Origin of the sequence: Streptomyces sp. NPDC059373 (genome assembly GCF_042751495.1) — a bacterium.
Lineage (GTDB): Bacteria > Actinomycetota > Actinomycetes > Streptomycetales > Streptomycetaceae > Actinacidiphila.
The window spans coordinates 212,810-238,629 of the sequence record NZ_JBHYXC010000005.1 but is presented as its reverse complement, the minus strand read 5'-3'; the positions used below and the strand labels follow the sequence as shown (position 1 = coordinate 238,629).

Below are 25,820 nucleotides of genomic sequence, written 5' to 3'. Positions count from 1 at the left end.
GGAGCACGGGGACATGGTGGACGTCCACGGGACGGTGGCGGACGGGTTCGAGCCGGTCCGGGATGCGTTTGTACGCAATTTCGAGGCGCTGGGCGAGCGGGGCGCCGCCGTGGCCCTGTACCGGGACGGCCGGAAGGTCGTGGACCTGTACGCCGGGCTCGCGGACCCGGAGGGCACGGCGCCGTGGGAGCAGGACACCGCGCAGGTCGTCCGGTCCGCCACGAAGGGGGTGGCCGCCGCCTGCCTGCTCCTGCTGCACCAGCGCGGGCAGCTGGACCTGGACGCGCCGGTGGGCTCGTACTGGCCGGAGTTCAAGGCGCACGGCAAGGAGCGGGTCACCGTACGGGACGCGCTGGCGCACCGGGCCGCCGTGCCGGCACTGGACACGCCGCTGACGCCCGCGCAGGCGGTGGACGGGGTCAGCGGGGTGCGTGCGGTGGCCGCGCAGACGCCGCTGTGGGCGCCGGGCACGGACCACGGGTACCACGCCGTGACGTACAGCTGGCTGCTCGGGGAGCTGGTGCTGCGGGCGAGCGGCCGCTCCATAGGCCGGTTCGTCGAGCAGGAGATCGCCCGTCCGCTCGGCGGCCTGGACCTGTGGATCGGCCTGCCGCCGGAGCAGGCGCACCGCGTCGGCCGCCTCGCCCCCGTCGAGCCGCCGCCCGCCCCGGCCGGGCAGGGGCTGAAGGCCAGGCCCAAGCGCGCGGTCGCCGACGCCTACGCCGACCCGGGCTCGCTCACCCGGCGGGCCTTCGGCGTCATCGACCCGCGGCCCGACGAGAACGACCCCGCCTATCGTGGCGCCGAGCTGGCCGCCTCCGCCGGTGTCGCCACCGCCGGCTCGCTGGCCCGCTTCTACGCCGCCCTCGTCGGGGACGTATCGGAAGGCGGCCGCAAACTTTTCGCCCCGGCCACGCTCACCGCCGCCCGCACCCTCGAGTCGGACGGCCCGGACCGGGTCCTGATCGTCAGCACCCGCTTCGGCCTCGGCTACATGCTGCACGGCCCCGCCTCCCCCTTCCTCTCCCCCAGCTCCTTCGGCCACCCCGGCCGCGGCGGCTCCCTCGCCTTCGCCGACCCGGAGGCGGGCATCGGCTTCGGCTACGTCACCAACGGCATGCAGCGCAATGTCACGGCGGACCCCCGCGCCCAGGCGCTGGTGCGCGCGGTGCGGGGGTGCCTGTAGCTGCGGACCGGCTCAGTAGCCGACCTGGAAGGTGGCGTCCGAGCGGTCGGTGGCTGTGGAGACGGGGTCGATGCGCAGGACGTAGTTGCTGTGCCTGAGGTAGTACGTCGGGTTGTTGTACGACCGGAACGAGCTGTACGAGGAGTCGGCCAGTCCGCTCACCTTGTAGAAGGTGGCGTCCTGCGCGAAGGTCGTCGTCCCGTCGTCGGTGTCGAGTTGGATCGCGTAGTTGTAGTGCCGCAGATAGCGGCCCGGGTAGTTCACCGATTCGAAGGACACTCCCGAGGAGTCGGCGAGGCCGGCGACGATCTTCCACTCGGAGTCGAGGTAGGGGTCGAAGGGGTAGGCGTCGATCCGGCCGACGAAGTTGGAGTGCCGGACGTAACGGGCCGGGTAGTTATAGGACTTCAGCCGGTTCCAGGTCGGGGTCCCCCAGGTGGAGACCAGGGTGTTGTACTCCGCGGTGCTGATCGGCTGGATCGAGGCGTGCTTGGAGTTCAGCGGCTGGGTGTACGCGCGCTGGTCCACGGCCGTCCAGCTGTCGGTGGACAGGTCGGTGGTGTGCCAGGCGTAGAAGACGCCGTTGGGGGTGTACGTGTCGCCCCACAGGTAGTAGCCGTTGCCGGTGGGGTCCTTGACGAGGATCGGCGCCTCGGTGCCGCCGTGGGCGACGCCGGCGGTGTAGATGCTGAAGCTGCCCGGGTCGAGGGACGTGGACCGTGCGCCCACCAGCGCCTGGGCCGAACTGCTCTTGAAGTAGAGGTAGTTCACGCCGTTCACGCCGACGGCCACGTCTGCGTCGATGACGTCGTAGCCCGGGTCGAAGAAGACCTGCGGGGCGGAGACGGTCACGAAGTCGGTGGTGTAGTCGACCATGATCACGTTATGGCCGCCGTACACGGCCGAGTAGATGATCGCGTACGCGCTGCGCGAGGCGTCCCAGAAGGCTTCTGGGGCCCAGCTATGGGTGTCCATGTCGTGCAGCTTGAGCCGGTGGTAGTCGCTGAAGCCCGTCAGCCCGTTGGTGTTCCAGACGTGGATGTACTGATTGGCCTGGGTCCAGTCGGTGCCGTTCAGGTCGGTGGCGAGCACGGTGAGGGTGCCGTCCTGGCGGCGCAGGACGAACGGATCCCGCAGGCCCCCGGTGCCCGCGGTGGGCGTGACGACCGGGGCGTTCTGGTTGAGCGGGGTCCACTTCAGGGAGTCGGTACTGACGGCGAGGTGCAGGCCGTAGTTGCTGCCGTTCCCGTTGGGCGACTCGGTGAAGTAGGCCATGACGTACGCGGAGGAAGCGGCTGCCGCGGGTGTGGAGGCCAGGGCTCCGGTGAAGACGTTCAAAGCGAGTGCCAGGGCGAGCGAGAGAAGGAGGTGCCATCGACGATCGCGCATGCTGAGTCCCTTTCGCATGTTCGATATTACGAACGACGTTCGTAAAGCCGGTCAGAACGTAGACGTGCGTCATGGACCCGTCAATCACTTGGACGCGACTGGGGCAGGCAGGCCCCGGGCGAAACTTTCGGGAAGGGCAACGTCATGAGCAGGTTCGACGGATACGCCGTACTGATCACCGGCGCCGGCCAGGGCATCGGCGCCGCCACGGCGCACCGCTTCGCGGCGGAGGGCGCCAGGGTTCTCGTCACCGACCGGGACGGCGCCCGCGCGGAGGGGGCGGCCGCCGCCGTCCGTCAGCGCGGCGGTACGGCTGAGGCGCTGGCCTGCGACGTCACGGACCGTACGGCCGTGGAGGCCGCCGTGGCGTACGCGGCCGAGCGCTTCGGTGGCCTCGACGTGCTGGTCAACAACGCCTGCGCCTGCCATCCGGACGAGCCGCGCTTCGAGGACCAGCCCGACGACACCTGGTACGAGGACATCGAGGTCACCCTCACCGGCGCCATGCGGTGCGCCCGCGCGGCCCTGCCCCGTCTGGCCGCGGCGGGCGGCCGTGGCTCCGTCGTCAACATCGGCTCCGTCAACGGCATCATCGACTTCGGCAACCACGCCTACAGCGCCGCCAAGGCCGGCCTTGCCAGCCTCACCCGTACGTTGTCCGCCCACGCGGCACCGCGCGGCGTCCGCGTCAACCTGGTGGCCCCCGGCACCATCCGCACCCCCGCCTGGGCCGGCCGCGACGACCAACTCGACCGCCTCGCGCCCGTCTACCCCCTCGGCCGGGTCGGCGAGCCCGAGGACATCGCGGCCGCCGTCGCCTTCCTCGCCTCCCCGGACGCCGCATGGATCACCGGCATCACCCTTCCCGTGGACGGCGGCATCCTGAGCACGAGCGCCATGGCCCGGCGGGTCCTGTCGTAGCGGCCGAGTTGCCCGGGGCTGTGGAGCCGCGAACCATGGGTTAGGTGAGCGACGCCGCGTATCTCCGGTTTCCGCATGTCCACGGCGATCTGTTGTGCTTCGCCGCCGAGGACGACATCTGGGTCGCCCCGCTCGGGCCGCCCGGGGCGTCGCCCGGCCGTGCGTGGCGGATCACAGCGGACCGGACGCGGGTCGGGCACCCGCGGTTCTCGCCGGACGGTGCCGCGATCGCGTTCACGAACTGGCGGAGCCTGGACCCGGAGATCCACCTCGCGCCGGTGGACGGGGGGCCGGCGCGCCGGCTGACGTACTGGGGCAGCTTCGACACGCGCGTACGGGGCTGGAATCCGGACGGCCAGATCCTCGCCGTCTCCTCGCACGGCCAGCCGTTCTCGTACTTCTCCTGGGCGTACAACGTCCCCACCGACGGCAGCCCCGGCGGCCGGCTGCCGTGGGGTCCGGTTTCGGACATCGCCGTACGTGATGTGGACGGCGAGCACCGCACCCTTCTCCTCAGCGGAACCCCGCCGCACGAGCCCGCCGCATGGAAGCGGTACCGGGGCGGGGCGACGGGGCGGCTGTGGTTGCACGGGGAGAGGCTGGTGCCGGACCTCGACGGGCATATGGAGTCGCCGATGTTCGTGGGCGACCGGATCGCCTTCCTGTCCGACCACGAGGGCGTGGGGAATCTGTACTCGTGCGCGGCCGACGGCTCGGACGTACGACGCCATACCGACCACGCCGACTTCTACGCACGCAGCGCGGCCACCGACGGCAACCGCGTCGTCTACCAGTGCGCGGGGGAGATCTGGCTCGTCGACGACCTCGCCGACCCGGCCGCCCTCCCCCGCCGGCTCGACGTCCGGCTGGGCGGCCCGCGGGCCGGGCGGCGCCCGTACCAGGTGCCGGCCGCCTCGCATCTGGACACGGTCGCCTGTGACCGTACGGGCCGGGCCAGCGCGGTCTGCGTACGCGGCAGCCTCTACTGGCTGACCCACCGGGACGGGCCGGCCCGGACGATCGCCGACGAGCCCGGCGCCCGCATCCGGCTCCCGGAGATGCTGGGCGAGACCGGGCGCATCGCCTTCGTCACGGACGCCGAGGGCGAGGACGCGATCGAGATCGCCGACCTGCCGGGGCGGGCGGCAGTCCAGCCGGAGCAGGCCGCGGAACCGGCGGCCGACGCGGCCACCGGCGAGCCGACCCGGCCACCCTGCGGCAGCGGGGGGCGGCGGCTGGCGGTCGGCAAGCTCGGCCGGGTCCATGAGCTGATCTCGACGCCGGACGGGGAGACGCTCGCCGTGGCGGCGAACGACGGGCGGCTGCTGCTCGTGGATGCCGCCGTCGAGGACGGCAAGGGCGAGGTGACGGAACTGGCCCGGTCCACGAACGGCCCGGTCCGGGACCTGGCGTTCTCGCCGGACTCGGCGTGGCTGGCATGGTCGCACCCGGGGATCGGCCGCTCGCTGCGCATGATCAGGATCGCGAAGCTCGCGGACCGCACCGTCATCGACGTGACGAACGGCCGCTTCGAGGACGAGCAGCCCGTCTTCACCCGCGACGGCCGCTATCTCGCCTTCCTGTCCTGGCGCGGCTTCGACCCGGTGTACGACGTCCACACCGGCGACCTGTCCTTCCCGCTGGGCTGCCGCCCCTACCTCGTACCGCTCAACTCCGCGACGCCGTCGCCGTTCGCGCTCCCCGTCGAGGGCCGCCCGGCCGTCGGCGGCCTCGACCCGGTCGAGACCGGCAGCGGGCCGGTCGCGGTGGAGGCGGAGGGCCTGCCGAGCCGGGTGACACCCTTCCCGGTGCCGGCGTCGAAGTACTCGTCGCTCGAACCCGTACGCGGCGGTGTCGTGTGGCTGCGCTGGCCGATCTCGGGCGCGCTGGGCGAGACCTTCGTCAACCCGGCCGACCCGTCGGCCCGGCCGAGCCTGGAGTTCTTCGACCTGGCCAAGTCCAAGCGGACCGAGCTGGTCCACCACATGGACTGGTACCGGGTGAGCGGCGACGGCTCGCGCCTGGTCGTGTACGACGACGGGGAACTGACCGCCGTCCCCGCCAACGAGCTCGGCGATCTCGACTCGACGGTCTACATCGACATGCGCCGCATCCTCCACGACGCCGACCCGGCCGCGGAGTGGCGGCAGTCCTTCGACGAGGCGGGCCGCATCATCCGCGACTACTTCTGGGCCCCCGACATGTGCGGGATCGACTGGCCGGCCGTCCTGGCCCAGTACCGCCCGCTGGTCGAACGGGTCGCGTCCCCGGACGAGTTCGCCGACCTGCTCCGCGAGGTGCTCGGCGAGCTGGGCACGTCCCACGCGTACGTGTCACCGGCCCGGCGCAACGAGGGACCGGCTCACTACCAGCGTCCCATCGGGCTGCTCGGCGCCAACTTCACGCATACCAAGGACGGTTCGTGGGTCGTGTCGCGCATCCTGCCCGGCGAGTCCTCCGACTCCAAGGCCCGCTCCCCGCTGGCCGGCACCGGTATCCGCGAGGGCGCCGCCCTCACCCATGTCGACGGCCGCCCGGTCGACCCCGTCGCCGGCCCGGCCCCGCTGCTCGCCGCGGCGGGCGGTACGACGGTCGAGCTGACCTTCGCCTCCGCCGAGGGGCCGCCCCGCCGGGTCGCCGTCGTCCCGCTCATCGACGAACGGCCGCTGCGCTACCAGGACTGGGTCGCCAAACGCCGCGAGGTGGTACGGGAGATGAGCGACGGCCAGTGCGGCTACCTCCACATCCCCGACCTGGGCGGCTCGGGCTGGGCCCAGTTCAACCGCGACCTGCGGATGGAAGTCGCCCTCCCCGCGCTCATCGTCGACGTGCGCGGCAACGCGGGCGGCCACATCAGCGAGCTGGTCATAGAGAAGCTCACCCGCAAGATCCTCGGCTGGGACCACACGCGCAACGCCGAGCCCGTCTCCTACGCGAGCAACGCCCCGCGCGGACCCATCGTCGGACTCTGCGACGAAGCTACGTCCAGCGACGGCGACATGATCACCGCCGCCTTCCGGCTCCTCAGCCTCGGCCCGGTCGTCGGTACGCGAACGTGGGGCGGCGTCGTCGGCATGACCGGCCGCCACAAGCTCGGCGACGGCACGATCATCACGGTCCCGATGAACGCGGCCTGGTTCGACGCGTACGGCTGGTCCGTCGAGAACTACGGCGTCGAGCCCGACATCCCCTCCCTGCGCACGCCGTTGGACTGGGCGGAGGGCCGCCACATCGAGATGGACGTCGCCGTCCGCACAGCGCTCGACCTGCTGGAGAAGCACCCCGCCTCCACCCCGCCCGACCTCTCCGACCGCCCGGACCGCCGCCGCCCGCCGCTCCCCCCGCGTTCCTGAACACGCCCCTGAACCCGCGGGAAGGGGCGCGCCCTTGGCGGGCGCGCCCCTTCGTCATTCGCGTCTGTGCCGCGTCAGGGCTCAGGTGTCCCAGCGGTCGTCGGACTGCACGTCGTCCAGCATCTCCTGCTGGCCACGGCTCCGGTCACGTGTCTGCTCCTGCGACTCGCGTCCGGGACGCTGCGGCATCTCCTCCGCCAGCGACTCGTCGTCGATGTCCTGGAGCGGGTCCGGCTTGCCGAACCGCTGCTTCGCCTTCTTGGCGTAGTCGTCGGCCTTGCCCTTCATCGGGTCGTTCTTGCCCATGATCACTCCTCTGGGATGTGTGGGATGGGCCCCGACCAGAGTTACACGGCGTGGTGGAATGTGCACTTTGTGCGACTTCACCCAGGTCAGGGTGCGTTGACCGACCCGCGCCCCGCCGGGTCAGCGCGCGGCCCGGCCCCGTTCGTCCGCTTCGCCGCCGCGGCCGACGAGACCGCGCCGGATGCCGCCCGCAGCGGCTATGCGGGGCTCGAGGCGCCGCATTTCGCGCTGGCCGATGGCACCGCCGATGAGCCCCGGCAGGTAACCGCGCACGGACTGCATGCCGCGCAGCCACCACTGGGCGTAGACGTGAGCGGAGCGGCGCTGGACGCCTGCGGCGATGCGCTCGACGGCCGGGTCGAGGGGGTACGTACGGTTGGCGGGCCAGGGCAGCCGGGAGCGGGCCTCGCGCATGACGTCGTCCTGGTCGGCGCCGCGGACCATGTCGGTGTCGGTCCAACTGAGGTAGCCGACGCCGACCTTGACGCCCTTGTGCCCGACCTCGGCGCGCAGGCAGTGGGCGAAGCTCTCGACGCCCGCCTTGCTGGCGCAGTACGCGGTCATCATCGGGGCGGGGGTGATGGCGGCGAGGGAGGCGATCTGCAGCAGGTAGCCCTTCGACTGGAGCAGAGCCGGCAGGAAGGCCCGCGCGGTGGTGACACTGCCAAGCAGATTCACCTGTACGACGCGCTCGAAATCCCGTGCGTCGCTCTCCAGGAAGGGGCCGCCGGTCGCGACGCCCGCGTTGGCGACGACGACGTCCACCACTCCGAACCGCTCGACCACCTCGGCGGCGACCGAAGCCATGGCGTCGTGATCGGTGACATCCGCCGTCCAGTACGCGGCCTGCGGCCCGATCCCCTCGGCGACGGCCTTGAGCTCGTCCGGCTCCAGGCCCACCAGCGCGAGCCTGGCGCCCCGCGCGGCGAGTTTGCGGGCGAGGAGGGCGCCGACGCCGCGGGCGGCGCCGGTGACGACGACGACCTGGCCGTTCAGTGATCTGCTCATGCGGTCGTCTCCTCCGCCTTGGCGGTCTCGGCGGTCTCGGCGGTCTTGGCCGTCTCGGCGGTCAGGTGGTCGCGGACGAGGGTCCGTACGACGGCGGCGAACGCGGCCGGGTCCTCGATGGGCGTCATGTGCCCCAGTCCGTCCAGCTCGGTCAGGCCGACGCAGTTGGCGAGCCGGGTGACCATGTCGTGGCCGTGGGCCGGCGGGGTGAGCTTGTCGGCGGTGCCGACGAGGACGGCGGTGGGGGCCCGGAGCGCGGCGATGCCGGCGTCGAGATTCAGCTCGGACAGCACCCGTCCCCAGCCCGACCGGGGGCGGCGGGCGCAGGCGTGCAGGATGCTTGCGGTCGCGGCGACCTGCTCCCGGGTCGAACCCTTCGCCATCACGCCGTACTTGAAGGCCGCCCGGGTCAGCGCCGTCTGCGGCCCCAGCGGCAACGCCGACAGCAGCATGAACCGCTGGAAGGCCTGGCGCACCCGCACCGACCGCACGCTCGGCGGCAACACGTTCGCCACCGCGAGCAGCCGCCCGCTTCCGGTGTTGGCGAGCAGCACGGCGGCCGTACGGTCCTGGATCGCGGGCCGGTCACCGGCCGCCATCACCGTCATGCCGCCCATGGAGTGCCCGACAAGCACGGCCCGCTCGTCCTGGCCCAGGAAGCCGTCGAGCACCGCCGCCAGGTCGTCCGCCAGCGCCTCCGTGCTGTAACCGCCGCGCCCGGGCGTCTCGCTGCGACCGTGGCCGCGCTGGTCGTACGTCACGACCCGGAACTCCCCGGCGAGTTCATGGATGACCGGGGCCCAGAAGGCCGTCTTGCAGGTCCAGCCGTGGATGAGCACGACGGTCGGCGCGCCTTCCGGACCGTACTCCTCGACGTTGATCCGGGTGCCGTCGGCCGACCGTACGAAGTCCGTACGGCGTGCTGCCGGAAGGTCGTAGACGGTGGTCGCGGTCACGAGGCCACCTCCGCCGGGGACGCCGGAGCGGCCGGGGCGCTCACGGGTGCCGTGTGCAGCAATGCGTACTCCTCCAGTTTCAGCCGCCGCGTCGCGCGCCGGAATTCCGCCGTCGTGCCGGGCCAGGCGGTGGTGTTGCGGCCGTTCGAGTCCAGGTACCAGCTCTTGCAGCCACCGGTCGTCCACACCGTGCGGGCCATGCGGCGCTGCATCTCGGTGTTCCAGGACCGTACGGCGGCCGGCTTGGCATCGAGGGCGTACGCGCCCGTGGTGTCGAGCGCCCGCAAATACTCGGCGACGTAGTTCAGCGAGGCCTCGATCATGAGGATCATCGAGCTGTTGCCGAGCCCCGAGTTCGGCCCGATGATCAGCAGGAGGTTGGGGAAGCCGTCGACCGTGCAGCCGCGCAGCGCCGCCATACCGTCCTTCCAGTGCTCGGCCAGCGACCGGCCGTCGGCGCCGATGACCCGGTCGCCGATCGGCATGTCGGTGACATGGAAGCCGGTGCCGAAGACGATCGCGTCGACCTCGCGCTCGGTGCCGTCGGCCATGACGATCGTCGAGCCGCGCACCTCCTTCAGGCCGGAGGCGACGAGCTCGGTGTTGGGCTGGGCGAGCGCGGGATAGTAGTCGTTGGAGAGCAGGATCCGCTTGCACCCGATCGTGTAGTCCGGCGTCAGCTTCGCCCGCAGCTCCGGGTCCTTGATCGACCGGCGCATGTTGCTCTTCGCGAGCTGCTCGGCCGCCTTCATCAGCTTCGGCCGCTTCACGAACGCCCCGACCTGGAACTCCCTTACGAGCCACAGCAGCCCGCGCCGCGCCTTCGCCGTCGCCGGGATCTGGTGGTGCAGCCACTGCTCGGCCTTGTTGATCCCCCGGTCCATCTTCGGCATCACCCACGGCGGGGTGCGCTGCACGACGGTCAGCGACTTCACGTCGGGCTGAATCGACGGCACGATCTGGATCGCCGACGCGCCCGTGCCGACCATCGCCACGCGCTTGCCCTTGAGGTCGTAGTCGTGGTCCCAGCGGGAGGAGTGGAAGACGGCGCCGGGGAAGCCGTCCAGCCCGGGGATGTCGGGCAGCCTGGGGTCGGAGAGCGGCCCGGTGGCGGAGACGACGAGGTCGGCGGTCAGCTCGCCCTGCGCCGTACGCAGCCGCCACAGCCGCGCCTCGTCGTCCCAGCGGGCCTGCTGGACCTCGGAGTTGAAGCGGATGTGCGGCCGAAGTCCGAAGGTGTCGGTGACCCGCTCCAGGTAGTCACGGATGTGCTGCTGGCCGGAGAAGGCACGCGGCCACTGGGCGTTCGGCGCGAAGGAGAAGGAGTAGAGGTGCGACGGCACGTCGCACGCGCACCCCGGGTAGCTGTTGTCCCGCCATGTGCCGCCGACCGCGTCCGCGCGCTCCAGTACGACGAAGTCCGTCACGCCTTCGCGGCGCAGCCGCACCGCCGCACCCAGTCCGCCGAACCCCGATCCGATCACCGCCACCCGCACGTGTTCGCTGCGCTCGCCCATCCCGCCGCTCCCATGACGACTCCGCCAGTAATCACTGGCACGGTTGGAGGGTAAGCCAATCCGGTTACCAGCGGTAGAGCTCGCGCGAAACTCGAGCACGTAGGCTTCGACTGTGGCGAAGGACGACGTAACCGAACAGCCCGCGGCCCGCGAATACCGCATGGAAGAGCTGGCCCAGGCAGCCGGCGTACCCGTGCGGACCGTCCGCTTCTACCGCGAGCGCAAACTGCTCCCGCCGCCCCGCCGCGAGGGCCGCATCGCCTGGTACGACGACCACCACCTCGCCCGGCTCCGCACCATCACCGGCCTCCTCGACCGCGGCCACACCCTCGGCGGCATCGCCGAACTGATCGCCGCCGCCGAGAGCGGCCGCGACGTCGCCGAGGTCCTCGGCCTGGACGCCGTCACCCCCTGGTCGGAGGAGAGCCCGGTCCGGCTCACCCCGGAAGCGCTCGCCGACTACTACGCGGACCAGGCCACCGCGGACAACCTCGCGACCGCCCTCGGCATCGGCTACATCGCGGTCGACGGCGACGACGTCGTCCACGTCAGCCGCCGCCTCCTCGAGGCCTCCTCCGCCCTCGTCAAGGAGGGCATCCCCCTCGCCGACGTCCTCGCCGCCGGCCGCGAGATGCGCGGCCGCCTCGACTCCCTCGCCGGGCTCTTCGTCGACCTCGCCCGCATCCACATCCTCCCCGGCGCCGACCTCGCCGACGCCATCGCCCGCCTCCGGCCCCTGGTCAAGGACATCGTCGAAGCGGAGCTGGCGCTGGCCATGGACCGCCGCATGCGCGAAGAACTGGCCAACGCCGCCGTCTCCGACGCCTGACCGCGCCCCGCCGCCGGGCTGCGCCCCTGGACCCCACTGGGGGCTCTCCCCCAAACCTTCGTTTGGGAGGTGCCCCCACCCCCAGACCCTCCCCAGCCCCCCGGCCCGCGCCGGGCGCCTTCCCCCGGGTTGGGGGTAGGCCGTCCTCCCCCAGCTAGACGCTGGGAGGTGCCCCCAAGGCGGGACGGGCTGGCCCAACCCGGCCACGGACCGTAAGCCGCCGACGCACGCCCGGACACCCACCGTCGGGGTACGGCCCGTTGCCGGGTGCGGGCGGGTTGGGCCAGCCCGCTCCGCCTCAGGCGAGCGGCCTACCCCCAACCCGGTCTGGGACAGACGCGGCTAACCCGGACGGCCGTACAAGCAGGCGCGGCGCTGAGCGCCGGGTGAGAGTGGGGCTATGTTCGAGCGGTTGCGGCTTCCAGCTGTACCTCGCGCGTACGGCGCGTATGGCGCCTACGGCGCGGTGAGCACGTACTGGCTGTTCAGCCTCGGGGTGCTCGCCGCCGCGCCGGCGATGGCGCTGGGGCTGGGTCTGTCACGGCAGACGACGAACACCGCGGTCGGCCTGGCGGCGCTGTTCTGCGGGATGCTGATCTGGCCGGCCCGCAAGGCCGCCGCGCAGCTCGGGGCGCTGCGGCTGGCGCAGGCGGGGCTCGTCGTGTTCATCGCCGGTGCGGTGCTGGCCGGGGCGGCGCCGAACGGGGCGGTGTTGCTGGTCGGACGGGCGTTGCAGGGGGCATCGGGGGCGATGGTGTTGCCGTATGTGGTGTTGCCGGCGCCGGCGATGATCGGGACGTGGGCGGTGGCGGGGCCGGCGGCGTTGTTGGGCGGGGTGTTGACGTCGGCACTGGACTGGCAGTGGGTGTTCTGGCTGTCGCTGGTCGTCGCGGGTGCCGCACTCGCGCTGATCAGTCTCGCGCCGCCGGACAGCGGAACCCCGGCCACCAGGTCCGTAGCGGTGGAGAACGAGCACTACACCCCGCTCATCCTGCTCGTCCCGGGCCTCCTGGCCCTCTACGCGGTCCTCAACCAGGCCAGCGGCTGGGACTGGAGCTCCGCCCGCAGCCTCATCCTCATCGCGGTCGCCGTGTTCGCCCTGGCGCTGTTCGTGCGGTGGGAGCGCGAGCACGCGGAGGACCCGCAGCTGGACCCGTCCCCCTCCCCGGCCACCGTTTTCCTGCTGCACTTCGCCGTGATCGCCGCGCTCTACGTATTCCTGACCTACCTCCAGGCCCCCCAGGACGGCCGCGGTCTCCCCTCCGTCGTCGCCGGCCTCCTCGCCCTGCCCCTCACCGCGGGCGCGCTCGCCGTCCACTTCTACGGCGGCCGCTTCCCCGCCGTGCCGCCGATGGCCGGGGCCGTCCTCGCCGCACTCGGGCTGGTCCTGACCGCGCTCACCGGCCTCGGCTCGGCCGCTTACTACCCGCTGGCCGTGATCGGGTTGGCGATGACCGGCGCCGGGCTGGCTCTGGGCGTACGTATCGAGGACCCGCACCCAGCCGCCGGGCAGCTCGGCGCGGCCTTCGGCATAGCGGTCACGGGGGCGGTCACCAGCGGAATCCTCACTCCGAACCCGACCGCCCTGGGGCGCGCCACCGCCACCGCGCTGCTCGTGAGCGCGGTGGTCGCGGCGCTGTCCGTGTTCGTGGCGGCGTACACGGCCGCCTCAGCGGGGAGCAGAGCCGAATGACCACAACAGCCGCCCCGGACACGGCCGCTCCCCCGTCCCTCAGCCGCCGCCAGACCAACGTCGTCTTCGTCACGATCATCCTCGGCATGCTGCTCGCCGCCCTCGACCAGACGATCGTCTCCACCGCCCTCCCGACGATCGTCGCCGACCTCGGCGGAGCCGGGCACATGGCGTGGGTGGTGACCGCGTACCTCCTCGCCGAGACGGTCTCGACCGTCCTGGTGGGCAAGTTCGGCGACCTCTTCGGCCGCAAGATCGTCTTCCAGCTCAGCGCCATCGTCTTCGTCGCCGGCTCGATCGTCGCGGGCGCCGCCAACAGCATGCTCCTGCTGATCGTCGCCCGCGCCATCCAGGGCATCGGCGGCGGCGGTCTCATGGTCACCGCCATGGCGCTCATCGCCGACGTCATCCCGTTGCGCGAACGCGGCAAGTACCAGGGCGCGTTGGGCGCGGTCTTCGGCGTCACGACCGTCGTCGGCCCGACCCTCGGCGGGATCTTCACCGACCATGCCACCTGGCGCTGGTGCTTCTACGTCAACGTCCCCATCGCCATCATCATGGTCGCGATGGCCGCCCGCACCATCCCCTCCGTCAAGGCCGCCGTCCGCCCGATCATCGATTACGCGGGCATCGTGCTGGTCGCGCTGGGCGCCTCCGGCCTCGTCCTCGCCCTGGAGTGGGGCGGCAACCAGTACGCCTGGGGGTCGGCCGTCATCATCGGCCTCTTCGTCGCCTCGGTCGTCCTGCTGGGAGCATTCGTCCTGGTGGAGCTACGGGCGGCCGAGCCGATGCTCCCGATGCACCTCTTCCGCAATCCCGTCTTCAGTGTCTGCTCCGCCCTCTCCTTCATCGTCGGCTTCGCGATGCTCGGCGCGCTGACCTACCTCCCCACCTACCTCCAGTACGTCGACGGGGTCTCCGCCACCGTCTCCGGCATCCGCACGCTCCCGATGATGGTCGGCCTGCTCGGCATGTCGATGCTCTCCGGCATCATCGTCAGCCGTACCGGCCGCTACAAGGTCTTCCCCATCGCGGGCATGGCGGTCATGGCCGTGGGCCTGTACCTGATGTCGACCATGAACAGGTCCTCCGGCGTATGGCTGGAATCCCTCTACATGTTCATCCTCGGCCTCGGTATCGGCCTCGCCATGCAGGTCCTCACCATCGCCGTCCAGAACACCGTCGCGTACTCCGAACTCGGCTCCGCCACCTCCGGCGTCACCTTCTTCCGTACGCTCGGCAGCTCCTTCGGCACCGCCATCTTCGGCACCCTCTACACCAACCAGCTCGGCCCGAACCTCGCCAAGGCCCTCGCCCAGGTGCCCGGCGTGCCCGCCATCGCCGCCGAGTCCCCCGCCGCACTCAAGAAGCTGCCGGCCGCGCAGGCGGCGCCGATCATCGACGCGTACGCCGACACCATCAACTACGTCTTCCAGTGGGTGGTCCCGGTGGCCCTGGTGGGCTTCGTCATCGCCTGGTTCCTGAAGGAAGTCCCCCTCCGCGACTCCGCCCGCGCCGGCGCCTCGGACATGGGCGAGGGCTTCTCCGCCCCCGACTCCCCGGACGCGGTCAAGCAGCTCGAACGCGCCATCGCCGGTGTCATGCGCAAGGTCAAGGCCGACGCCCCCGTCTCGCGCCAGATCCTGACCGACTCCGGGTCCGCCCTCACCCCCGCCCAGGCCTGGACCCTCGGCCAGGTCCACTGGCGTAACCGCCTCCAGGGCGGCGCCACCCTCGCCGCCATCGCCCAGGCCCACCGCATGCCCCCCGAAGTCCTCCAGCCGGTCCTCTCCGACGCCGTCTCCTCCGGCTACGCCACCACCGACTCCACCGGCGACCACCTCGACCTGACCCCCGCGGGCCAGGCCGAACTCAACCGCCTCCACGCCGCCTGGTGCCGCTGGCTCGACACCCACCTCGAGGACTGGACCGTCACCGACCCGACCGACCGCGCCCTGCTCGACCGCGCCATCAACAACATCGCGGCCAAGCTCCTGGAGGAGGAGCAGACGAACCGCGAACGCACCGCCGTGTGACGCCTCCGGGCCCTCACCCCGGCACCGCCCTCTCCGCGCCAACTTGCCTGACCACAGCGGCCTTTACGGGCTCCCTCGCATAGAGTGATCCCCGTTACGTACGCACCGCTGTTCCGGAGGGACAACCGAGATGGCAGCCGAAGGCGTGAGCACCACCGACATCCCCGGCGTGGATCCGACCAAGCCCAGCATCGCCCGCACGTACGACTATCTGCTCGGCGGCAAGGACAACTACGAGGTCGACCGGGCGCTCGCGGACCACTTCATCAAGGACCTTCCCGGGTCGCAGGCCATCGCCCACGACAACCGGGGCGTCCTGGTCCGCGCGGTGCGCGAGATCGCCGTCAACACGCCGGTCCGGCAGTTCATCGACATGGGCAGCGGGCTCCCCACCTCGGACAACGTCCACCAGGTCGCCCAGCGCCACGCGCCGGAGTCCCGGGTCGTCTACGTCGACAACGACCCCGTCGTCCTGGCCCACGGCCGCGCGCTGCTGGCCGAGAACGAGAACACCACGGTCTTCCAGGCCGACCTCCGCAACCCCGAGGCGATCTACGAGAGCCCGGACACCCGCGCGCTCATCGACTTCGAGCAGCCGGTCGCCATCATCCTCAGCGCGATCCTCCACCACCTCAACGACGACGAGGACCCGGCCGCCCTCGTCCGCTACTGGTACGACCGCATCCCCTCCGGGAGTTACGTCTTCATCAGCCACTTCCGGAGCGAGAACGACCCCCGCAGCGCCCACATGCAGGAGGTTCTGCAGGCCTCCCTCGGCCGCGGCCGCTGGCGCACCGACGAGCAGATCACCGCCCTCTTCGGCGACCTCACCCTCCTGCCCCCCGGCCTCGTCCCCGCCGCCGAATGGCGTCCCACCGACTCGCGCCACGAACTCACCGTCTGGGAGCGCCTCATCGCCGCCGGACTCGCGGTCAAGCCATAGCCGTAACCGGCCCCACCAGTACGGCTCCCCGCCGGGCGCCGACCACCGGCCCGGCACGGAGTAGCTGCTCGCGCGTACCGACTCCGACCGTGTGAAACTCCCAGTAGTGATCCGACTACCAGGAGGTACCGCTGTGCTTCGCAAGCTCGCCTCGGCCGCAGTGACCGCCGGCGTCATATTCGGTGGCCTGTGCGCCGCAGCGCCCGCACAGGCCGACGATGCCGCGGGCGCGGCGTACGTACTGAAAGGCAAAGTCCTGTGCCCCGGCGGCGTGAAGCCCACCGGCGCCGTGGCGATGCAGCTCAAGGTCGGCGAGGAAGTGACGGGCACCTTCGACAGCAAGGCAGACGGGACGTTCAGCCAGTCAGTGACCTTCCCGAGCAGCCTCGGCTTCGATGCCGTCACCCTGATCGCCACAGCCCCGACCGCGGCGTGCGCGGCGGAGACCAAGCCGACGACGGTGGCGCTGGGAGCCCGGGTTCTGGGCCTGAACCTGGTGCCCGCGCTGCTCGGCGCGGACGTGACGGTCGTGCTCACAGCCAGCGATCAGCCGGTGAAGTAACCCCGGGACACACGGTCGTCGCCCACCTCCCGGGGCGGAGCCGGGAGGTGGGCGGGCCGGTGGGCGTCAGGCGTGGTCGCCGTTGCGGCGGCGGCGTACGAGGAGGAGACCGCCGGCGGTCGCGGTGGCAAGGAGGGCGCCACCGATGAGGGCTTCGGGGGTGTTCAGGCCGCCGGCGGTGCCGCCGAAGCCGCCCTGGATGGCGGCGGTAGGCGCGGGGGTGGTGCCGGGGGTCTGGGAGGGGTCGGCGGACGGCGAGGTGGACGGGGCGGCGGAGGCCCTTGCGCCGCTCGCGATGGTGAGGGTGGTGTGGCCGGACTCGCCGTTGCAGGTGAAGTTGACGGTGTACTGGGCGCCGGGCTTGGCGTCGGAGTCGACGCGGACGAGCTTGGGGTGGCCCTCGACGAGCTGGACGGTGTCGAAGACGCCGGAGGAGGCGGTCACGGAGGGCACGTCGCAGCCGGAGGAGCTGAGTTTGACGAGGCCGCCGGCCCTGACGGTGCCGGGGCTGACGCCGTATCCGAAGGACGTGATGTTGCTGTCGCCGGAGGGGGAGACGGCCGAGACGGCGGGCGAAACGGAGAGGCCGAGGGCGGCCATGGCTATGAGGGCGACGGCAGCCGGGCGGACGGAGCGCGAGCGGGGGCGGGAACGCATGTGAGGAACCTCCAGGTATCGGGCCGAGTGCCCGTCACATGTGACGTTATGTCGGCTTTATACCGGTGGCGATCGGTCGCCGTTCAAATGGGTGAGGCCGCAGGAAAGTTACCGACCAGTTAACTGAAGTTCGGTTAGCGCTCATCCCGCAGGGCCAAAGTGTCTGCATGGACACATCACGTTGGAGACGAGGCGTCGCGACCGCAGCGGTCGTCGCAGCGATCGGCACCGCCGGAGTCGCCCTCCCGGCGACACCCGCCCTCGCGGCGAGCACTTCGGCGAGCAGCACGGCCAGTACGACCACCACGCCCACGTACGACACCTGGGTGCAGGACGTCAGCGCGGTCACCGACACCGCGCAGTCCTACGTCGCGCAGCGCACCGCGAGCGCGGGCAGCGGCGAGAAGCTCGCGATCGTGCTGGACATCGACAACACCTCGCTCGCCACGTACTTCAAGGGCGGCTATCCGACCCCGGCGACACCGGGCGTTCTCAAGCTCGCGCAGTACGCGCACGCCCACGGCGTGAGCGTCTTCTTCGTCACCGCCCGGCCGGACTTCATCGAGACGGTGACCGAGTACAACCTCGACGAGGTGGGCTATCCGGTCGACGGGCTGTACGGGAGGTCGCTGACCGACCTCTTCGGCGACGTGAGCGCCTTCAAGACGGCGCAGCGGGCGAAGATCGAGGACAAGGGCTACACGATCATCGCGAACGTCGGCAACAACACCACCGACCTGACCGGCGGCCACGCCGAGCAGACGTACAAGCTGCCCGACTACGACGGACTCCTCGACTAGCCGGAGGCTAGAGCGCCGCCCGGTTGCCCGTGTCCACCGCCTGGGTGGATGTGGCCGCCCGGGCGGCGTCGGTGGTGACCTCGTCCGCCGTGAGGACGTAGCCGGTGGTGGCGTCCGTGGTGGAGCGGGCGAAGACGACGCCGTAGACCCTGCCGCTCTTGGTGAGCAGCGGGCCGCCGGAGTTTCCGGGGCGGACGGTGGAGCGGATCTGGTAGATGTCACGGGTGACGGTGCCGTCGCCGTAGATGTCCTGGCCGTTGGCACGGATGCGGCCGGCGACGGTGGCTGCGCGGAGGTCGAGGCCGCCGTTCTCGGGGTAGCCGCCGACGACGGCGCCGTCGCCGCGTGAGGCGGTGCCGGCGAAGCTCAGGGTGGGGGCGCGAAGGCCCGGGACGTCCAGGACGGCGACGTCCTTCTTGGGGTCGAAGAGGACGACCTTGGCGGTGTACGAGCGGCCGGTGCCGCCGATCCGGACGGTGGGCGCGTCCACTCCCGCCACCACGTGGGCGTTGGTCATGACGTGCTCGTCGGCATAGACGAAGCCGCTGCCCTCCTGGCCCTGGTGGCGGCCCTCGACGTCGGCGATGCCCTCGATCTTGACGGTGCTGTCCTTGGCGGCGACGGTGGCCGCCGCCGTGACGTTGTCGCCGGAGGGCTCGGGGACGCCGTTGACGGGTTCGGACTCGAAGGGGTTGAAGACCTGCGGGAAGCCCGCCGCCGCAAGGGCGCCCGTCGCGCGGCTGAACCAGGTCGGGGCCTGCGAGGGCATCGCGTCCTGCACGGCTCCGAGGACCGCCGAGCCCCGGATGACCTGGTTGAGGGTCACGGAGGCGGAGGAGACCAGCACGCTCGCCGCGACCCAGGAGACCAGCAGTACGGCGACGACGTTGGCGGCGGCGCCCCCGACCCCGTCCACCCAGCGGGCCGGGCCCCAGTTCAGCCCTGCGCGCAGTTTCCAGGCGAGCCCGGCGGCCACGGCGTGACCGGCGGCGGCCGGCAGGAGGACGGTGAGCAGGGCGACGAAGGTGGCCTGCGAGGTGCCCGCCTTGACGTGCTCCAGGACGTACGGCAGGAGCCATACGCCGAGCACCGCGCCGCCGAGGAAGCCGGCGAGGCATACGAAGCCGGCGACGAGGCCGCGGCGGTAGCCGGTGATGGCGTAGGCCAGCACCGCGAGAAGGAGCAGCAGGTCGAGCAGGTTCAACGGAGGACCCTTTCCGGTACGCCCGCCACGGAAAACGCACATTAACCGACAATCGGTTCCCTTTTGTGACGCACGGCACTCGACACGGCGATCCGAGAAGCGTTGAGGCCCGGTGGCCGATTCCATGATCGGAATCGGCCACCGGGCCTCATCTCCGCTCCGTACCCCGTCCCCACGGGTCGGTGCGGGCTACCACATGCCGCTCACATGTGGACTGCGGGTGCCGCCTGCGGGTCCGTCTGCGGGACGCCGCGCCGGTACAGCAGCACCGCGATCAGGGCGCCGGCGGCGAAGAAGCCGGCGGACCACCAGTAGGCGGTGGAGTAGCTCTCCAGGGCCGCGTTGGCCTGGACGAGCTTGTTGGTCGGGTCCTTGCCGACGAGGTAGGTCGTCGCGGCGCTGGCGGCAAGGGTGTTGAGCAGGGCGGTACCGATGGAGCCACCGATCTGCTGCATGGTGTTGACGGAGGCGGAGGCGACTCCGGCGTCGTCGGGCGCCACGCCGGCCGTGGCCAGGCTCATCGCGGGGGCCATGATCAGGCCGATACCGAAGCCGATGACAAGCAGCGGGGGCAGGACGTTCGCGGCGTAGGTGCTGCTCAGGTCGAGGCCGGTGATCCCGACCAGGCCGACCGCACCGAGGAGCATGCCCAGCGAAACGACGATCTTGGGGCTGATCCTCGTGAGCAGGAAGTTCGTGGAAGCGGTCGCGCTGACCATGAGGGCGCCGACCATCGGGAGGAAGGCGAGGCCCGTCTGGATCGCGGAGAAGCCGAGGCTGAGCTGCAGGTAGTAGGTGAGGAACAGGAACACACCGAACATCCCGGCGCTGGCGATCAGCATGGCCGCGAAGGACGCGCCGCGGTTCCGGTCCAGGAGCACGCGCAGTGGCAGCAGCGGGTGCGAGGCCTTGGTCTGCCACCAGGTGAAGGCGCTCAGGAGCACCGCACCGGCGGCGAGGAAGCCCCAGGACAGCGGGGAGCTCCAGTCGTGGGACTCGGCGTTGGAGAAGCCGTACACGATGCTGAAGAGGCCGGTGGTGACCAGGATCGTACCGGGGAGGTCGAGCTTGGCACTGCGGTCGCGTGGCGTGCGCTTGAGCAGCAGCGTGCCGCCGATGATGGCGAAGACGGCCAGGAAGAGGTTGACGTAGAGGGTCCAGCGCCAGTTCAGGTACTCGGTGAGGATGCCGCCGAGCAGCAGGCCGATGGCCGCGCCGGAGCCGGCGATGGCGCCGAAGATACCGAAGGCCTTGGCGCGCTCCTTGGCGTCGGTGAACGTCGTGGTCAGCAGCGAGAGCGCGGCGGGCGCGAGCAGGGCGCCGAACAGGCCCTGGAGGGCGCGGCCCGCGACCAGCATCTCGAAGTTGGTGGCGGCGCCGGCCACGGCCGAGGCGATCGCGAAGCCGCTCACGCCCACCAGGAAGGCGGGCTTGCGGCCGAAGAGGTCGGCGATCCGGCCGCCGAGCAGCAGGAGGCTGCCGAAGGCGAGCGAGTAGGCGGTGACGATCCAGGTCCGGTTGCCGTCGGAGAAGCCGAGGTCGGCCTGGGCGGACGGCAGGGCGATGTTCACGATGGTCGCGTCGAGTACGACCATCAGCTGGGCGAGGCCGATGATCGCGAGGATCCACCAGCGATGGCGGGAGCCGGTCTCGGAGGCAGGTGAGCCGGCCTGCCCGGTAGCCGCGGTGGCCTCTGCGGAGGCTGTCTGGGACATGGGGACGTACTCCAGTCGTGAGCTGAGAGCTGGGATGTGGTCGGAGAACCGATTCGCTTCTGCGATACGAAACCGTTTCGTACGTGGATTAGCCTAGGCCAGACCCGAGCGAAACGCAAGCGTTTCGATCGCGCCGCCCGGCCCGCCTCCCTAGAGTTGGCGGAGGACCGAGGGAGGTACCCCGTGGGACAGCAGCAGAGCGGCAGCCCCGAGCAGGTGATTCTGGCCCGGATCAGCGCCATGGTCGCCGACGAGAAGACCCTGCGCGACCTTCTCGCCTCCGGCGAGATCGACGGCGAGACCGAGCAGCAGCGGCTCGCCGCCCTGGAACGCGAACTCGACCAGTGCTGGGACCTGTTGCGGCAGCGCCGCGCCAAGGCGGAGATCGGCGAGGATCCGGGGGAGGCGCGAGTGCGGCCGTCCGACACGGTGGAGGGCTATCAGTCATGACCCCGGAAGTGACCGACGCACCCGACGCGAAGCGCTACGAGGCGCGCGTCGACGGCAGGTTGGCGGGCGTCGCCACCTACATCCGTACGCCCGAGGTGATCGCCTTCCTGCACACCGAGGTGGAGCCGGAGTACGAGGGCCAGGGCGTCGGCTCGGCGATCGCGCGCGCCGCGCTGGACGAGGCCCGGGCGCGGGGGCAGCGCGTGCTGGCGGCGTGCCCGTTCATCGCGGGCTGGATCGCCCACCACCCGGACTACCAGGACCTGGAGTACCAGCCGCGCAGCACGGTCAGCGACTGACCGGCGTCACCCCGAGGGCGGGGAGGATGACGGCGTCGACGTACGCGTGCATGAACTCGGGGTCGACCGACCGGTCCTCGATCAGCGGCCGGCCGAGAAAGGCGCCGATCATCATGTAGGGGAGCAGGTCCAACGCCTTCCGGCCGGCGACGATCTCACCGCGCTCGACGGCCCGGTCCAGCATGCGGTGCAGCGCGGCGGTCTCCGGCTCGAACAGGGCTTCCCGCAGCGCCTTGGCGAGATCGGGATTCTGCGCGGTGGCGTGCGCCAGGGCACGCATCACGGCGGTGTCGTCGTCCCCGTGCTTGACGGCGCCCCGGGCCAGCTCGTGCAGGTCCGTGACGATGGAGCCGGTGTCGATCTCCGCGGTGTGCACCGGCTTGCAGGCGCGCAGCGAGGTGGCGACCAGTTCCGGCTTGCCCTTCCACTGGCGGTAGAGGGTGGCCTTGCTGGAACGTGTACGGGCCGCGACGGCGTCCATGGTCAGGGCCTCGTAGCCGACCTCGCGGAGCAGGTCCATGACTGCGGTGTAGAGCTCCAGCTCCCGTTCCGGGGTCAGGCGGGTGCGGCGCGGGGTGGCCGGTGCTTGGGTGGTCATGCTCACCCCTTCGTCATCGAAACGGTTGCGTACACCTAAGAGGATAGACCGCCGCCTGCCGGAACCCAAGTGTCCCGACAGACGGCGGTCGTATGTCCCGACAGGTGGCGGTCGCGCCGAAGGCTCAGCCCAGGCCGGCCGTCAGCGTGATCGTCGTGCCCTTGAGCGCCTGGCTGACCGGGCAGTTCGCCTTGGCGTCCTCGGCGGCCTTGATGAAGTCGGCCTCGTCCAGACCCGGCACCTGGGCCTGTACGGTCAGGTGGATGCCGGTGATGCCCTCGCCGGGCTGGAAGGTGACCTCGGCCTCGGTGCGGAGGCTGGTCGGCGGGGTGCCGGCCTGGGCGAGGCCGTGCGACAGGGCCATCGAGAAGCAGCTCGAGTGCGCCGCCGCGATCAGCTCCTCGGGGCTGGTCTTCCCGTTGGCCTCCTGCGAGCGGGAGGCCCACGTCACCGGGTACTCCCCGACTCCGGACGAGTCCAGGGTGACGACGCCCTTGCCTTCGAGCAGACTGCCTTCCCAGGCGGTGTGCGCAATGCGCTTGGTAGCCATGATGGATTGACTCCTCGTGTGTGCGGTCCTGCGTCCTGGCGCCAAGGGTCCAGTCTCGCTCAGCGGGCCGCCCTTCGCGATCGTTACGCGCCCGTTGCCACCCGGCGCGATTACCGCAGGCGACAAATCTGTGTCACTCACACGGGTGGCCGTTGACGCGGATCGCCACAGACGGCCGCCGCCCAGCCTACTTTCGAGGCTCCAGGCAGCGTCACAAGCGCGTCAACACAAGGATGTGAGCCAGGTGGTGGAGGCTGTGCGGACGCCCATCCGCGCTTCGTGGCAGCGATGTCTCGACCGTGGCCTCACCCCGGACCGGCTGGAGCTTCCGTACACCGACGAGCTCGACCTCACCGGCGACTTCGCCCGCGCCGCCCGGCCACCCCTCGACCGGCTGGAGGCGGCACTGTCCGGTACCCGGGTCAATGTCGCGCTCACCGACGACGCGGGCGTCATCCTCGACCGCAGGGCCGCGCAGCCGTCCTTCCTCCGCGCCCTGGAGAAGGTCGGGTTCGCCCCCGGATTCAGCTACCACGAGCGCGACGCGGGCACCAACGGCATGGGCACCGCCCTGGAGGAACGGCGGCCGGTCCGGGTCGTCGGCCGCGAGCACTTCTGCGATCTGCTGACCCACCTCACCTGCGTGGGCATCCCCGTACGTCACCCGGTCAGCGGCCGCATCCAGGGCGTCCTGGACCTCACCAGCGAAGCCGCCGACGCCCATCCCCTGATGACCGGCCTGGCCCACGAGGCCGCCCTCGCCATCGAGCAGCGTCTCCTCGACCAGTGCTCCGACCGCGAACGCGCCCTGCTGCACGCCTTCCTGCGCGCCGACCGCCGCTTCCGCACCCCGGCCCTCCTCCTCGACGGCGACGGCACCCTCCAGCGGCTCGGCGTCCCCGCCGTCATCACCGGGCGCGACGAGGTCCTGCTCACCGACGCCGCCGCCGGGCTGATCTCCGCCGGCCGGCGTGCCGCGCTCGAAGTGCCGCTGTCCTACGGGCGTACGGCGATGCTGCTCTGCCGCCCGGTCGGCACCACGTACGGCGAGTCCGGCGCCGTCGTCGAGGTGAGCCTGCCGTACGAGGCCGGGCCGCACAGCATCGCCATCGGCACGGCCACGCCGAGGGAGGCGGGCGGCTCGACGGGCTCGAGCGGCGACGACGCCGGGCAGCTGCTCGTCGGCGAGCCCGGGGTCAGCAAGCTCGCGGTGGCCGCCCGGCGCCGGCTCGAGCTGCTCTGCGATGTCGGGGCCCTGATCGGGACCACGCTCGACGTGACCCGGACCGCCGAGGAGCTGGCCGAGGCCGCCGTACCGCGCTTCGCCGACCGGGCGACGGTGGACCTCTTCGAGCCGGTGCTGCGCGGTGAGCAGCCCGGCGTGGCGGGCCTGGGCCTGCTGCACGCGGCGCCGCCGACGTCCGCCGGGGGCACCGTCCGCTTCCACCCGGCCGTCCCGCAGGCCCGCGCCCTCGCCCTGGGCGCCCCCGTCCTGGCCGACGGGGACCGGCTGATCGCCGTACCGCTGCGGGCCCGCCAAACGCTGCTCGGGGTCGCGTGCTTCGAACGGGACGTCAGCGCCGGGGAGTTCGGGCCCTTCGAGGAGGACGACCTCGCGCTGGCCCAGGAGCTGGCCGCCCGCACCGCCCTCGCCATCGACAACGCCCGGCTCTTCACCCGCGAACACCACCTCGCCCTGGAGCTGCAGCGCAGCCTGCTCCCGCAGACCCTCCCCGAGCAGCACGCCGTCGAGGCCGCGTACCGCTACCAGCCCGCCCGGGGTCAGGTCGGCGGCGACTGGTTCGACGTCATCCCGCTGTCCGGCGCCCGGGTCGCCCTCGTCGTCGGCGACGTGGCGGGGCACGGGCTGCACGCCGCCGCCGCGATGGGCCGGCTGCGTACCGCCATCCACACCTTCTCCGCTCTCGACCTGCCGCCCGACGAACTCCTCAGCCGGCTCGACGACCTCGCCGACCGTCTCGACGGCGGCTCGAGGCTCGTCGGCAGCCTCGTCAGCGCCACGTGTCTGTACGCGGTCTACGATCCCGTCTCGCGTCGCTGCGTCATGGCGCGGGCGGGCCATCCGCCGCCGGCCCTGGTCCTGCCCGACGGCCGTGTCGAGATCCCCGACCTGCCCGCCGGGCCACCGCTGGGTGCGGGCGGACTGTCCTTCGAAACCGCCGAGTTCGAGCTTCCGGAGGGCAGCGACCTCGTCCTGTTCACCGACGGCCTCATCGGCGGCGCCGACGGCCGCGACCTCGACCCCGACACCGGCATGCAGGTCCTCCGGCACGTCCTGAGCGGTGCCGGCCGGACCCCGCCACGCACGGCCCGTACGGCCGACGAGGTCTGCGCCGCCGTCGAGGAAGCCCTGCTGCCCTCGCCGTACACCGCCTCCGACGACGTCGCGCTGCTGGTCGCCCGCACCCGTACGCTCGACAGTCGCCGCGTCGCCTCCTGGGACGTCCCCGACGACCCCGCCGCCGTCTCCGACCTGCGCGCCGCCATCATCCGCCGGCTCACCGACTGGGGCCTGGAAGACCTGGCCTTCACCACCGAGCTCATCGCCAGCGAGCTCATCACCAACGCCATCCGGCACGCCGACGGCCCCGTCCAGGCCCGCCTCCTGCGCGACCGCGCCCTCGTCTTCGAGGTCTCCGACGGCAGCGGCACCTCCCCCCGTCTCCGCCGCGCCGCCACCACCGACGAGGGCGGCCGCGGCATCTTCCTCGTCGCCCAACTCAGCGCCCGCTGGGGCACCCGCCACACCCCCCGCGGCAAGGTCATCTGGACGGAGCAGCCCATTCCGGGCCCCGGCGAATTCAGCCCGTCCGGCGTTTGAGGACCC

22 protein-coding genes are annotated in these 25,820 nt (G+C 71.6%); 12 read left to right on the top strand and 10 right to left on the bottom strand.

Going from position 1 to position 25,820, the window contains the following annotated elements:
• Positions 1-13 precede the first annotated feature (13 nt).
• Positions 14-1,186 (top strand): serine hydrolase domain-containing protein, encoded by a 1,173-nt coding sequence (locus ACFXJ5_RS12570; RefSeq protein ID WP_384630320.1) that lies wholly within the window; start codon positions 14-16, stop codon positions 1,184-1,186.
• Between the two features lie 12 nt (positions 1,187-1,198).
• Here the strand turns inward: ACFXJ5_RS12570 and ACFXJ5_RS12565 are convergent, their stop codons facing one another.
• The gene (locus tag ACFXJ5_RS12565; RefSeq protein ID WP_384630319.1) at positions 1,199-2,575 is read right to left on the bottom strand and encodes a glycoside hydrolase family 43 protein; all 1,377 of its coding nucleotides are present in this window, start codon (positions 2,573-2,575) and stop codon (positions 1,199-1,201) included.
• Positions 2,576-2,719: 144 nt separating this feature from the next.
• Here ACFXJ5_RS12565 and ACFXJ5_RS12560 point away from each other — a divergent pair, with 144 nt between their 5' ends.
• The gene (locus tag ACFXJ5_RS12560) at positions 2,720-3,496 is read left to right on the top strand and encodes an SDR family NAD(P)-dependent oxidoreductase (RefSeq protein ID WP_384630318.1); all 777 of its coding nucleotides are present in this window, start codon (positions 2,720-2,722) and stop codon (positions 3,494-3,496) included.
• Positions 3,497-3,540: 44 nt separating this feature from the next.
• Positions 3,541-6,849 carry a S41 family peptidase gene (locus tag ACFXJ5_RS12555; RefSeq protein WP_384630317.1) on the top strand — a complete coding sequence of 1,103 codons (3,309 nt, stop codon included), beginning with the start codon at positions 3,541-3,543 and terminating at the stop codon, positions 6,847-6,849.
• Positions 6,850-6,930: 81 nt separating this feature from the next.
• On the opposite strand, the gene ACFXJ5_RS12550 is transcribed toward ACFXJ5_RS12555, so the two are convergent.
• From ACFXJ5_RS12550 to ACFXJ5_RS12535, 4 genes are all read right to left on the bottom strand, one after another.
• Positions 6,931-7,155 (bottom strand): hypothetical protein, encoded by a 225-nt coding sequence (locus ACFXJ5_RS12550; RefSeq protein ID WP_384630316.1) that lies wholly within the window; start codon positions 7,153-7,155, stop codon positions 6,931-6,933.
• A gap of 120 nt (positions 7,156-7,275) precedes the next feature.
• Positions 7,276-8,163, bottom strand: coding sequence for an SDR family oxidoreductase (locus ACFXJ5_RS12545; protein WP_384630315.1), 888 nt, complete (start codon positions 8,161-8,163; stop codon positions 7,276-7,278).
• A complete protein-coding gene (locus ACFXJ5_RS12540; RefSeq protein WP_384630314.1) occupies positions 8,160-9,119 on the bottom strand; it encodes an alpha/beta fold hydrolase in 960 nt (319 codons plus the stop codon). Before ACFXJ5_RS12540 ends, ACFXJ5_RS12545 begins: the two co-directional genes overlap by 4 nt.
• Positions 9,116-10,636, bottom strand: a complete 1,521-nt coding sequence (locus ACFXJ5_RS12535) for a flavin-containing monooxygenase (RefSeq protein WP_384630313.1) — start codon at positions 10,634-10,636, stop codon at positions 9,116-9,118. The genes ACFXJ5_RS12540 and ACFXJ5_RS12535 overlap by 4 nt, the downstream gene beginning before the upstream one ends.
• A 160-nt stretch (positions 10,637-10,796) precedes the next feature.
• Between ACFXJ5_RS12535 and ACFXJ5_RS12530 the strand changes: the two genes are divergently transcribed.
• The 5 genes from ACFXJ5_RS12530 to ACFXJ5_RS12510 all read left to right on the top strand — a co-directional run bounded on the left by ACFXJ5_RS12530 (position 10,797) and on the right by ACFXJ5_RS12510 (position 16,699).
• Positions 10,797-11,465 carry a MerR family transcriptional regulator gene (locus ACFXJ5_RS12530; RefSeq protein ID WP_384630361.1) on the top strand — a complete coding sequence of 223 codons (669 nt, stop codon included), beginning with the start codon at positions 10,797-10,799 and terminating at the stop codon, positions 11,463-11,465.
• 400 nt (positions 11,466-11,865) lie between these two features.
• On the top strand, positions 11,866-13,158 hold the full coding sequence (locus tag ACFXJ5_RS12525; protein WP_384630312.1) for a hypothetical protein: 1,293 nt from the start codon (positions 11,866-11,868) through the stop codon (positions 13,156-13,158).
• Positions 13,155-15,194, top strand: a complete 2,040-nt coding sequence (locus ACFXJ5_RS12520; protein WP_384630311.1) for a DHA2 family efflux MFS transporter permease subunit — start codon at positions 13,155-13,157, stop codon at positions 15,192-15,194. Before ACFXJ5_RS12525 ends, ACFXJ5_RS12520 begins: the two co-directional genes overlap by 4 nt.
• 130 nt (positions 15,195-15,324) lie before the next feature.
• Entirely contained in the window at positions 15,325-16,137 is an 813-nt protein-coding gene (locus ACFXJ5_RS12515; RefSeq protein WP_384630310.1) for an SAM-dependent methyltransferase, read from the top strand.
• 133 nt (positions 16,138-16,270) lie between these two features.
• Positions 16,271-16,699, top strand: a complete 429-nt coding sequence (locus tag ACFXJ5_RS12510) for a hypothetical protein (RefSeq protein ID WP_384630309.1) — start codon at positions 16,271-16,273, stop codon at positions 16,697-16,699.
• A gap of 66 nt (positions 16,700-16,765) precedes the next feature.
• On the opposite strand, the gene ACFXJ5_RS12505 is transcribed toward ACFXJ5_RS12510, so the two are convergent.
• A complete protein-coding gene (locus tag ACFXJ5_RS12505) occupies positions 16,766-17,356 on the bottom strand; it encodes a hypothetical protein (protein ID WP_384630308.1) in 591 nt (196 codons plus the stop codon).
• A 167-nt stretch (positions 17,357-17,523) separates the two neighbouring features.
• Here ACFXJ5_RS12505 and ACFXJ5_RS12500 point away from each other — a divergent pair, with 167 nt between their 5' ends.
• Positions 17,524-18,156, top strand: coding sequence for an HAD family acid phosphatase (locus tag ACFXJ5_RS12500; protein WP_384630307.1), 633 nt, complete (start codon positions 17,524-17,526; stop codon positions 18,154-18,156).
• Between the two features lie 7 nt (positions 18,157-18,163).
• Here ACFXJ5_RS12500 and ACFXJ5_RS12495 read toward each other — a convergent pair whose 3' ends face one another.
• Together ACFXJ5_RS12495 and ACFXJ5_RS12490 are read right to left on the bottom strand one after the other, a co-directional pair.
• Positions 18,164-19,360 (bottom strand): MarP family serine protease, encoded by a 1,197-nt coding sequence (locus tag ACFXJ5_RS12495; RefSeq protein WP_384630306.1) that lies wholly within the window; start codon positions 19,358-19,360, stop codon positions 18,164-18,166.
• A 203-nt stretch (positions 19,361-19,563) separates the two neighbouring features.
• Positions 19,564-21,075 carry an MFS transporter gene (locus ACFXJ5_RS12490; protein WP_384630305.1) on the bottom strand — a complete coding sequence of 504 codons (1,512 nt, stop codon included), beginning with the start codon at positions 21,073-21,075 and terminating at the stop codon, positions 19,564-19,566.
• Between the two features lie 183 nt (positions 21,076-21,258).
• On the opposite strand from ACFXJ5_RS12490, the gene ACFXJ5_RS12485 reads away from it, so the two are divergent.
• Positions 21,259-21,525 (top strand): DUF2630 family protein, encoded by a 267-nt coding sequence (locus ACFXJ5_RS12485; RefSeq protein ID WP_384630304.1) that lies wholly within the window; start codon positions 21,259-21,261, stop codon positions 21,523-21,525.
• Positions 21,522-21,824 carry a GNAT family N-acetyltransferase gene (locus ACFXJ5_RS12480; RefSeq protein WP_384630303.1) on the top strand — a complete coding sequence of 101 codons (303 nt, stop codon included), beginning with the start codon at positions 21,522-21,524 and terminating at the stop codon, positions 21,822-21,824. The genes ACFXJ5_RS12485 and ACFXJ5_RS12480 overlap by 4 nt, the downstream gene beginning before the upstream one ends.
• On the opposite strand, the gene ACFXJ5_RS12475 is transcribed toward ACFXJ5_RS12480, so the two are convergent.
• Positions 21,814-22,422 carry a TetR/AcrR family transcriptional regulator gene (locus tag ACFXJ5_RS12475; protein WP_384630302.1) on the bottom strand — a complete coding sequence of 203 codons (609 nt, stop codon included), beginning with the start codon at positions 22,420-22,422 and terminating at the stop codon, positions 21,814-21,816. The genes ACFXJ5_RS12480 and ACFXJ5_RS12475 overlap by 11 nt on opposite strands.
• 124 nt (positions 22,423-22,546) lie before the next feature.
• Complete coding sequence (locus ACFXJ5_RS12470; protein WP_384630301.1) at positions 22,547-22,972, bottom strand: OsmC family protein; 426 nt, start codon at positions 22,970-22,972, stop codon at positions 22,547-22,549.
• A gap of 244 nt (positions 22,973-23,216) precedes the next feature.
• Here ACFXJ5_RS12470 and ACFXJ5_RS12465 point away from each other — a divergent pair, with 244 nt between their 5' ends.
• Positions 23,217-25,814, top strand: a complete 2,598-nt coding sequence (locus tag ACFXJ5_RS12465; RefSeq protein ID WP_384630300.1) for a SpoIIE family protein phosphatase — start codon at positions 23,217-23,219, stop codon at positions 25,812-25,814.
• Positions 25,815-25,820: the final 6 nt, after the last annotated feature.